The 2,987-nt window shown below is 40.0% G+C and carries 3 protein-coding genes and 1 pseudogene; 2 read left to right on the top strand and 2 right to left on the bottom strand.

Going from position 1 to position 2,987, the window contains the following annotated elements; genetic code table 11:
• Nucleotides 1–51 precede the first annotated feature (51 nt).
• Nucleotides 52–411, top strand: a complete 360-nt coding sequence (locus ACFIKU_RS09475; RefSeq protein WP_375657355.1) for a hypothetical protein — start codon at nt 52–54, stop codon at nt 409–411.
• 103 nt (nt 412–514) lie between these two features.
• Here ACFIKU_RS09475 and ACFIKU_RS09470 read toward each other — a convergent pair whose 3' ends face one another.
• On the bottom strand, nt 515–715 hold the full coding sequence (locus tag ACFIKU_RS09470; RefSeq protein ID WP_004860538.1) for an AlpA family transcriptional regulator: 201 nt from the start codon (nt 713–715) through the stop codon (nt 515–517).
• Nucleotides 716–922: 207 nt separating this feature from the next.
• Nucleotides 923–2,089: a tyrosine-type recombinase/integrase gene (locus ACFIKU_RS09465; protein WP_375657354.1), complete on the bottom strand. Its 1,167-nt coding sequence runs from the start codon at nt 2,087–2,089 to the stop codon at nt 923–925.
• A 161-nt stretch (nt 2,090–2,250) separates the two neighbouring features.
• Here ACFIKU_RS09465 and ACFIKU_RS09460 point away from each other — a divergent pair.
• Nucleotides 2,251–2,987 (top strand): annotated as a pseudogene (locus ACFIKU_RS09460) (phage portal protein); the annotation flags it as partial.

The following is a 2,987-nucleotide window of genomic DNA, read 5'->3' as shown; positions in this document are numbered from 1 at the left end:
CAAGATTCCGAGCTGTTTTATCGTAAATAAATCCATTGAAAGAGGGGAAAAATGAAGAAAATCTTAAAAATATTGAGTTGCATAGCTCTGTTAAGTATCACTGGATGTGTTAACTCAATTCCCTCACTTTCTCCAGCATTATGGAGAAATAAAATACTTTTAGAATGTGGAGTACCGGACCTTAATAAGGTTGTGGCGCTAGATTTGAATCAATTTGCCAGTATTGAAATGTGTATGGCGCAATCAGGTTTTCGTCCTAGCTTTACAATACAAGAATGGTGTGAAAACCATAAATCGGACAATCTTCCCATATGTCGTCCTGGTGCTGTCATGCCTCAGCGAAGTGTTGAGAGACGCTTAAATAGCCCTTATTGTAAAAAACATTCAGAACAACTTGAATGCCAGCCTTAAGTCTTGCTTCAGCAGAGAAAGCCTTGAATTTACACCAAATAAAGCACCAGGTTGATGAGCTTGAGAAAGCCTTGTCCCGTCCTTACGTGACAAGGTTTTCTTTTTATGCCGCGTCGTTATAACGTTGCTGTTTTGCTTGCTCGATGACATTGATAAGATCTGATTGTAACCAACGCGATAAAAAACCAAATTTTAAAGGTTTTGGCAAAGATCCATTGGTTACATGACGGCGGAATGTTGATACACTCATATGAAGCAGTTTTGCACTTTCACGGTCTGTTAAAAGAATATCATTTTCTGTCATACTAAAATCCTTTCTATCAAAAAATGAGAACAAATCATAACTATTTATTAACCACATTTTGGTTCATTTAGAAAGATGTTTTATTCATAGAAAACAATATTTTATCATATAATTTGTAATGTGATAATTTATGAATCTTATTGAGAAAGAATGAGAGAGAAGAGAGCTAAAGTTATCCACAGATAATGGGGTTATGCACCCCATATCTTAAGATTGACCCGTGACATATGCCGCCCATTTATCCATATAGACACGGCGCTGTTCTAAATAGTCAGTACGACGATAGGCACGTTCTACTTGCCCTCCGACCGTATGACTTAGAATGGTTTCAGCGACCTCATAGGGGGCATCAGTTGTTTCAGCAAGCCAATTGCGTAAACTAGAACGAAATCCATGGGGGCAGGATTCAAGTCCAATTTTTCTCATATATTTTGACATAACCATAGGTGAAATAGGAGCCCGACTAGAAAAAGAAAAGATGAAATTACTTTTAGAGATACAACGAGCTTGTTCAATTATTTTTAGTGCTTCTGTTGATAAAGGCACACGAAATTCTGTTGTAGCATCACGCTTTCCTTTCATACTCTCAGCAGGTATGGTCCAGATATCACCTTCAATCTGATCTTCACGCATATAACGCAAAGGGTGAGAGCGAACGCCTGTAAGGATAAGCAAACGCAAAGCCAGTTGTGTTAGGGTTGCTGTTTGGCAAAGCTTTTTATAAAAAGCGGGAACATCTTTCCAATCCATTGCAGGTAAGTTTTTGATTTTATGGCGTTGTTTTCCTAAGAGAGCTTGTGCTTTTGTTACTGCTTGTAAATCAACATCCAAACCCAAAGCAGCCGCATGTTTGAGACAAAGATTGAGACGGATAAGAGCTCTACGAGCTGTTCCAGCTTTTGTATGCCAAATAGGAGCAAGAACATTGCGTATCTCCGTTTGTGTAATCTCTGAAACGGGCAGACAGCCTAATTTAGGGAGAATATGAAGGCGTAATGGTAAAAACCAGTTCCCATCTTTACCGTCACCTTTTAATTCAGCTTTACGGCTTTCAAAAGCATCCAACGCGATATCTTTTAAATAATGGAGATTACTTATTGCCTCACGCTTTTGTTTATCACGTTCTTTAATGGGGTCACGACCCTCATGCAAAACAGAACGCCATTGATTTGCCAATTCACGCGCTTTTTTTAAAGAAACGTTTCGCAACGCCCCCAAGCCCATTTCACGACGGCGCCCATGAATGGTATAACGATAAATCCATTGAGCACCTCCATCTTTACGCTTATGAAGTAACAAGCCGGCACCATCATTATATTTGCCAGCCCCCAATGTTGCGACAGCCCTTGCATTAAGACGGTTCATAAGAGCCATTTTTAGTCCTTTCTTATACAAATTTTATCCACACACTCATCCCACTTGTTATGTGCAAGTAAGTGGTTTTAGTTGATTCAACATAAACAGATTTGAAATGAGAGAATCCTACGTTATTCGAGACTCTCATTCAACATACAAAACAGTGAAATATCATTATAAATCAATATCTTGTACAAGTGATGTATATCCTCAATAGCCAATCCAAAGGCGGGATAATGGCAGAGAGTGGTGCATTTAAGGATGAGAGAGAAGCAGCAAAAAGTTTAAGCCGGTCAGACAGTATTACATGGGTTAAACCTAACGCATTGGCACTAGGTAAAATACAACCAAAGCCTGTAGCACAGTTTCCACAAGGCTTTTTCCAACTGTTTAATGAAGCTAAGGAAGCAATTAATCAAGTGACGGGTTTATCGCCCGAATTCATTGGTACAAGGGAAGTGACACAAGCGGGTATTTTGGAGGCACAACGACGCCAATCTAGTTTAAATCTACTTGCTTGTCTGTTTGATGGTTTACGTTTGTATCGCAAGCGGCAAGGCAAGATTATTTTGCACTTGATACAGAATTACTTGTCCGATGGTCGTTTGGTACGGATATCTGGTGAAGAGAATGCGCAATATATTCCATTGACGCGTGAAGAAGTAACGAGTGTCGAGTATGATATTGTCGTTGATGATGCGCCAACCAGCCCGAATGAGAAAGAGCGCACCTTCGGTATTATCACACAACTGCTTCCATTGCTTCAAAATGCGATTACGCCGGATATTATGCTTGATCTACTTCGTTATTCCCCATTGCCTGCGTCATTGCTTAATCGTGTCAGTGAGAAGTTCCAACAGCAACAAATGGCACAACAACAGCAGATGGACCCCGAGCAGGAAATGAAGTTGCAGGA

It is taken from the genome of Bartonella sp. CM120XJJH (genome assembly GCF_042194715.1).
Taxonomy (GTDB): Bacteria; Pseudomonadota; Alphaproteobacteria; order Rhizobiales; family Rhizobiaceae; genus Bartonella.
Note: the sequence above shows the minus strand (reverse complement) of the source record. Positions and strands in the feature narration are given on the sequence as shown.

What these genes read in the sequence shown, in the direction of transcription:
- ACFIKU_RS09475 (WP_375657355.1), top strand. Translation starts at nt 52, where the DNA reads ATGAAGAAAATCTTAAAAATATTGAGTTGCATAGCTCTGTTAAGTATC.
- ACFIKU_RS09470 (WP_004860538.1), bottom strand. Translation starts at nt 715, where the DNA reads ATGACAGAAAATGATATTCTTTTAACAGACCGTGAAAGTGCAAAACTG.
- ACFIKU_RS09465 (WP_375657354.1), bottom strand. Translation starts at nt 2,089, where the DNA reads ATGGCTCTTATGAACCGTCTTAATGCAAGGGCTGTCGCAACATTGGGG.